The sequence below is a fragment of the Variovorax defluvii genome, assembly GCF_039541515.1.
Taxonomy (GTDB): Bacteria; Pseudomonadota; Gammaproteobacteria; order Burkholderiales; family Burkholderiaceae_C; genus Variovorax; species Variovorax defluvii.
Genome location: NZ_BAABGJ010000047.1, coordinates 1 through 6,538, shown reverse-complemented (window position 1 = coordinate 6,538; position 6,538 = coordinate 1). Strand labels below are relative to the sequence as shown.

Here is a 6,538-nt window from a genome sequence, read left to right as displayed (position 1 = left end):
AGCTCTACACCGCCGACATCAGCCTCAACGCGCCTTTCACGCTCGGCGGCCAGAAGCTGCGCTATTCGGGCCTGGTCCGGGCCCAGCGGAACCGTACGCCGCTGTCCCCCCAGGACCGCTTCGCCATCGGCGGGCGCTACACGGTGCGCGGCTTCGACGGCGAGACAAACCTGCTGGGCGAGCGCGGATGGCTCATCCGAAGCGACATCGGCTGGGCCATGGGCCAGAGCGGCGCCGAGCTCTATGTGGGCATGGACCACGGCCGCGTTAGCGGACCTTCGACCGTCGCCCTGGCCGGCCGCAGCCTGACCGGCGCCGTCGTCGGCGTACGAGGTCAGTGGAGCCGGCTGAGCTACGACTTCTTCACCGGCGCGCCCATCCGAAAGCCCGAAGGCTATCGGACGGCCGAACTCACGCTCGGCTTCAATCTCAACGCAGGCTTCTGAACTTCGCTCTCAGCGGCCCTTGCGCCAGCGCAAGCCCTGCGGTATCGCAAGCCGATACGCCGCGGTGCGTATCCGGCCACTTTCGCGATGCGGATCGAAGCCCGTTGCAGCGGCGCGCCAATGATGCGCCCCCCTCCACTCCCACCGCCCGCAAGGCGGCCACCATGACGCAGATCCTCGACGACGTCCATTCCCGCTTGAACGCCACGATCGTGGCGCAGGTCTGCAAGCCGCAGACACTTCATGAATTGCAAGCCACGGTCCGGCAGGCAGCCGCCGCAGGCCGGCGCATCTCGGTCGCTGGTGGCCGGCACGCGATGGGCGGGCAGCAGTTCGCCGACCACAGCATCCACGTCGACATGACGGCACTGGACCAGGTGCTGCAAGCCGACCCCGTGCGCGGCCTCTTGCGAATCGAAGCCGGTGCCATGTGGCCGCGCATCGTCGAAGCCACTCACGCCATGGATGCCCATAGCGAGATCCGCTGGGGCATCCGTCAGAAGCAGACCGGTGTCGACGATGTGACCCTGGGCGGCTCGATCGCGGCGAATGCGCATGGGCGCGGGCTGGCCATGCAGCCGCTGGGCCATGACATCGAGGACCTCACGCTGATCGACGCACGCGGCGAGGCGGTGCTGTGCAGCCGCACCCACAACGCCGAGCTGTTCTCGCTGGTGATCGGCGGCTATGGCCTCTTCGGCATCGTCTACGCCGCCACCTTGCGCCTGTCGCCGCGCGTCGCGCTCAGGCGCCTGGTCGACGTGCTGGACCTTGACGATGCGGTGAACGCCGTCTTCCGCCGCGCCGACGAAGGTTGCCTGTACGGCGACTTCCAGTTCGCCATCGACGCGCAGGACGATCACTTCCTGCGCCGCGGCGTCCTCGCCTGCTACCAGCCGGCAGGCGCGGGCGACGCGCACGAAGCGGCCCCGGCCGACCTGGCACCCGATGCGTGGCTGACATTGCTGCGGCTCGCGCACGACGACAAGAACGCGGCCTTCGCGCAGTATGCGAAGCACTATCTCGGCACCCACGGCGGCATCTACGCCTCGGACACCATGCAGTTGAGCACCTACATCCCGAGCTACGCCGATTTCCTCGCCAGCAGCCAGGCAGACGGCACGGGCCCGCGCGAAACGCTGGTCATCGGCGAGCACTATGTGCCGCGCCACCAGTTGCTGCCGTTCATGCAGCGGGCGCGCGAGCTGCTGCGCGCCTTCGGCACCGAGGTGATCTACGGGACCATCCGCTCCATCCTGCGCGACACCACCTCGTATCTGCCGTGGGCGCGCGACGACTTCGCGTGCATCGTCTTCAACCTCCGGACACCGCACGACGCGGCAGGCCTCGCCCGCACCGCGCACACGTTTCGCGCGCTGATCGACGCGGCGTCCGCGCTGGGAGGCAGCTTCTTCCTCACCTATCACCGCCATGCGACGGCCGAGCAGGTACGTCGCTGCTATCCCCAGTTCGATGCATGGCTGGCGAAGAAGCGCGAACACGACCCGCAGGAGCTGTTCGCCAGCACGTGGTACCTGCACTACCGCGACGCTTTCGCGCAGGCCTTCCCCGCCACGCTCGCACGCGAAGAGGCGGCCGCGTGAAGACGGATCAGGCAAGCAGCACCGCCCGATTGATCGCTGCCGGCACGCTCATGCTGGCCGGCGATCCGCGCACGGCCGGCCTGGTCGCGCCGGAGGCTCCCGCGCTGTGCGAGCGGCTTCTGTCCGGCAGCCTCGGTGACCGGCTCCTGGCGAAGAGCACGTCCTTCGCGCCCACGCGGAGGCTGTGGCGCATGGCGGAGCGCTTCGTGCTGCCCGGCGTCACGGCGCATTTCTGGCACCGCAAGCGCTGGATCGAGCGCCGGGTCCGGCAGTCCCTCGCGGAGGGCTTCCAGCGCGTGGTGATCATCGGTGCAGGCTTCGACACGCTGGCCCTTCGACTGGCACCGCAGTTTCCGGGCGTCGACTGGATCGAGATCGACCACCCCGCCACCCAGCGGGCCAAGCAGCATGCCCTGGGCTGCGAGATGGACGGCGAACCGGCGGCCAACCTGCGATTCATCGCCGCCGATCTCGCGGCCGAAGCGTTGCCGACCAAAGGCTTCGACGACGGCCGCGCCACGCTGGTCATCGCCGAGGGATTGCTGATGTACCTCGCGCCGGCGGCCGTCGAGGGACTGTTCCGGGCACTGGCGGCGCTCAGGGCTCCGACGATCCGCATCCTCTTCAGCTTCATGTCGAAGTGGCCGGACGGCAGCACCGGCTTCCGCCCGCGAAGCCCCTGGGTGGAGCGATGGCTGGCCTGGCGCGGCGAGCCCTTCACCTGGTTCATCGAGCCGGAGCGCATCGGCACCTTCCTGCAGCCCTTCGGCTTCGCGCCGCTGGAGGTCGCATCCACCCAGGACCTCGCGGACGAAGCCGGCTCGCCTTGCCGCGCGCTGGCGGGCGAAAACCTCGTCCTCTGCCAAGCGAAAAGCGCTTGACGCTGCCTGGGCAGCGTCAAGCGCTTCACCGGAAGGGAGCAGGATCAGGCCGGCACGCCCTTGCCCTTGTGCAGACGTCCCTCATCGAGCGTCTGCTCACGCAGCCGGGCGTATTCCGCCTTGGGGACCGGCTTCGCATCCGGATTGCCCAGGTCGTTCATGTGGATGCGGTAGGTCTCGCGGGCACTGAGCGCCGCGATCGCCGCGATCACCGTGATGCCGAAGGCCAGCGAGCCGACGATCAGCGGGATGTTGGCCGCCCCGGGAGGCGCCACGGTGGCGAACAGGGCCGGCAGCATGGCGGTCACGGCGGTGCCGATGTTCTGCGAGATCGCCATGGCCGAGACGCGGGTGCGGGTCGGGAACAGTTCCGGGTAGAAGCTGGGGAACACCGCGTTGTAGCCCTGGTAGACCACGCCCCACATCAGCAGCGACATGCAGATCGCCAGCGGCACGCTCTTGATGCTGATGGCATAGAGGTAGCCGAAGGCCAGCAGGCCCGAGGCCAGCGCGCCGAAAACGATGGGCGGCTTGCGGCCGATGCGGTCGGACAGGTTGCCCACGTACGGAATCACGACCACGGCCAGGATGTTGCCGAGCACCGGAATCCACAGGTAGATGTCCTTCGCGAAGCCGATGCCGTAGGCCGATTGCACCGCATAGGCGGCGCCGAAGATGGTGGCGACCACGGGGATCACGTTCATCAGGGCCATGCAGATGACGCGGATCATGTCCTTCCAGCTGTACTTGAAGGCGTCGACGATGGGCGAGCGCGGGCGCTGCTGCTGCTGGCCTTCTTCCGCGAAGGCGGGCGTCTCGTCGACTTCCTTGCGGATGATGTAGCCGGCCACGATCACGATGAAGCTCAGCAGGAAGGGAATGCGCCAGCCCCAGCTATTGAACGCCTCGGCAGGCATGTAGTGCGCGAGCGGCAGGAACACGGCCGCGGCCAGGATCTGGCCGGCCTGCACGCCCTGCAGCGTGAAGCTGGCGAAGAAGCCGCGCCTGCCGAAGGGTGCGTGTTCCAGGATCATCGAGCTGGCGCCCGAGATCTCCCCGGCGACTGCGAAGCCCTGGACCAGGCGGCAGATCACCAGCAGCACCGGCGCCAGCAGGCCGACCTGGTCGTAGGTGGGCAGCAGGCCGACCGCAATGGTCGAAAAGCCCATCAGGAACATGCACAGGATCAGCACCTGCTTGCGGCCGTGGGTGTCGCCCCAGTGGCCGAGGAAGAAGGCCCCGATGGGCCGGGCCACGTAGCCGACGCCGTAGGTCGCCAGCGAGGCGACGATCGCGATGGCCGGGTCGCCCTTGGGAAAGAAGATCTGCGGAAAGATCAGCGAGGCCGCGGTCGCGTAAATGAAGAAGTCGTAGTACTCGAGGGCCGAGCCGATCCAGCCGCTGGCGGCGGCCTTCTTCGACTGGTGCCGGGCTTGCGGTTCGTGCTCTTGGGTTGGGCTCATGGGATGTCTCCGTTGGGGTGTCGCAGCGGACTGTAGGCGCCGGATCACCGTGGGGGCAACGCGCCGAAACGGTGGCGCGATCGATGATCGATCTTTGTCGTTCGATATTCGCGCGTTATGGGGGTTTCTACCGGGATCACGGGAGGTCGAAGGTGACGGACCCTGGCCTCCCGCCGTCTCTGCTCGACTCGATCCATGGCGCGCGCGATCCAAGCTCGTTCCACACTTTTCTTGCACTTTCTCGGGTTAACCCTTGATGACGTCTCCCGCCCAGGCCTCTACCATTTATTCAACTTGAATTAATTAATAAGCCGAAGGAGACAACCCTGTGAGCACTGCCGGACCCGGGCGAGGCACCAACTCGGTCAACCTGCGCCTCTACAACGAGCGCAACCTGCTGCAGCGCCTGCGCCGGGCCGGCGAGGCGTCCAAGGCCGATCTGGCGCGCTGGGCGCAGCTCACCAACACGGCCGTGGGCAGCATCGTCCAGTCGCTGGAAGAGTCACGCCTGATCGAGCCGGCCGGCCGGCGCCAGGAAGGCCAGCGCGGCCAGCCGGCCGGCCTGTACCGCGTCAACCCGGAAGGGGCCTACGGCATCGGCGTGCGGCTGGACCGCACCAGCATCGAGACCGTGCTGATCGACCTGGGCGGCCGCATCCTCGCGCGCATCGCGCACGACGTGCTGCTGCCCCACCCCGACAAGGCGCTGGCCCTGGTGCGGGAGGACGTGCTGCGCGTGATGAAGCACCTCGACGCGGCGCAGCGCCGTCGCCTGACGGGAATCGGCCTGGCGCAGCCCTACAACCTCGGCGCGTGGCTGCGCGAGCTCGACCTGGAGGCCGACTTCCGCATCTGGGACGAAGTGGATTTCGGCGAGATGCTGGCGCAGGCCACCGGCCAGCCGGTATTCAAGGAGAACGACGGCAACGCCGCCGCGATCGCCGAGCTGTTCTTCGGCATCGGCCGCGAGGAGAACGACTTTCTCTACGTCTTCATCGGGGCGGCGCTGGGCGCCGGCGCGGTGATCGGCGGCGAGAGCCTGCGCGGCAGCACCGGCAACGCGGCCGACCTCGGCCTGATGCCGGTGCCGCCCAGCCGGCTCGACTCCGCGCCTGCGCCGGTGCGGCGCTGGGACATCCTGCTGTCGCGCGCCTCGCTCAACGCCCTCGCCCGCCACCTGCGCCACCACGGCCTGGCGGTGAAGGACCACGCCGAGCTGGAAGCCTGCGTGCAGGCCGGCCGCGCCGAGGTGCAGGACTGGCTGGATGACTGCGTCGACGCGCTGGTGCCCTCCATCCGCGCCTCGCTCGCGGTGCTGGATCTGCCCGTGGTGGTGATCGATTGCGACATCGACAGCGGCCTGATCGAGCGCCTGATGCAATCGCTCGAGGCCGGCCTGCGCGCCATCGCGCCCGAGGCACGCCAGACCCCGCGCATCGTGCGCGGCAGCTTCCGCGCCGACGCCGGCGCGATCGGCGCGGCCAGCCTGCCGATGTTTTTCAGCTTCTCGCCGCGCGCCGACGTGCTGCGTGGCCGCTTCCATCCCAACTCACAGGAGACGGCGAATGCATGACTCCCCACCCACGCTGCCCGAGCTGCGCAGGATCGACGAGACCTTGCCCGGCGTGAAGACGCTGCAGGACGTGCAGTTGCGCGCCAGCGCAGGCCGCGTTCGCAGGACCCCCACCCTCCAGGAGACATCATGAGCAGGCAGACTCTTGCTTCCTTCGCAGCATTCGGCCAGCCCGCCGCAGCCGGCGCCCAGCGCGGCGCCTCGGGCAAGGACATCATGCGTGCATTGGGCATGCTGCCGGTGCTCATCCTGCTGTGCATCGGCTTCGCGGTGTCGAGCGAGAACTTCGCCAGCTGGCAGAACTTCTCGATCATCACCCAGCAGGCCTCCATCAACATCGTGCTGGCCGCCGGCATGACCTTCGTCATCCTCACCGCGGGCATCGACCTGTCGGTGGGCTCGATCCTCGCGGCCTCCGCGGTGTCGGCGATGCTGGTGTCCACCATTCCCGGCCTGGGCATGCTGGGCATTGCCGCGGGCCTGGGCTGCGGGCTGCTCTTCGGGCTGATCAACGGCGTGCTGATCGCCTTCCTCAAGCTGCCGCCCTTCATCGTGACCCTGGGCTCGCTCA

7 protein-coding genes are annotated in these 6,538 nt (G+C 68.2%); 6 read left to right on the top strand and 1 reads right to left on the bottom strand.

All coding sequences use genetic code 11. The annotated features are described in order from the left end of the window. From ABEA07_RS16330 to ABEA07_RS16320, 3 genes are all read left to right on the top strand, one after another. Nucleotides 1-446 (top strand): ShlB/FhaC/HecB family hemolysin secretion/activation protein (locus tag ABEA07_RS16330; RefSeq protein WP_345539133.1); only part of this gene is annotated, 446 nt, incomplete at its 5' end. 164 nt (nucleotides 447-610) lie between these two features. Continuing rightward, nucleotides 611-2,050 carry an FAD-binding oxidoreductase gene (locus ABEA07_RS16325; protein ID WP_345539132.1) on the top strand — a complete coding sequence of 480 codons (1,440 nt, stop codon included), beginning with the start codon at nucleotides 611-613 and terminating at the stop codon, nucleotides 2,048-2,050. Next, nucleotides 2,047-2,931 carry a class I SAM-dependent methyltransferase gene (locus ABEA07_RS16320; protein ID WP_345539131.1) on the top strand — a complete coding sequence of 295 codons (885 nt, stop codon included), beginning with the start codon at nucleotides 2,047-2,049 and terminating at the stop codon, nucleotides 2,929-2,931. Before ABEA07_RS16325 ends, ABEA07_RS16320 begins: the two co-directional genes overlap by 4 nt. Before the next feature lie 44 nt (nucleotides 2,932-2,975). On the opposite strand, the gene ABEA07_RS16315 is transcribed toward ABEA07_RS16320, so the two are convergent. After that, nucleotides 2,976-4,394, bottom strand: a complete 1,419-nt coding sequence (locus tag ABEA07_RS16315; RefSeq protein WP_345539129.1) for an MFS transporter — start codon at nucleotides 4,392-4,394, stop codon at nucleotides 2,976-2,978. Between the two features lie 328 nt (nucleotides 4,395-4,722). On the opposite strand from ABEA07_RS16315, the gene ABEA07_RS16310 reads away from it, so the two are divergent. From ABEA07_RS16310 to ABEA07_RS16300, 3 genes are all read left to right on the top strand, one after another. Continuing rightward, on the top strand, nucleotides 4,723-5,967 hold the full coding sequence (locus ABEA07_RS16310; protein WP_345539128.1) for an ROK family protein: 1,245 nt from the start codon (nucleotides 4,723-4,725) through the stop codon (nucleotides 5,965-5,967). Further along, nucleotides 5,960-6,100 carry a hypothetical protein gene (locus ABEA07_RS16305; protein WP_345539127.1) on the top strand — a complete coding sequence of 47 codons (141 nt, stop codon included), beginning with the start codon at nucleotides 5,960-5,962 and terminating at the stop codon, nucleotides 6,098-6,100. The genes ABEA07_RS16310 and ABEA07_RS16305 overlap by 8 nt, the downstream gene beginning before the upstream one ends. Continuing rightward, on the top strand, nucleotides 6,097-6,538 hold a 442-nt coding region (locus ABEA07_RS16300; RefSeq protein ID WP_425584143.1), incomplete at its 3' end, for an ABC transporter permease subunit. The genes ABEA07_RS16305 and ABEA07_RS16300, both read left to right, overlap by 4 nt.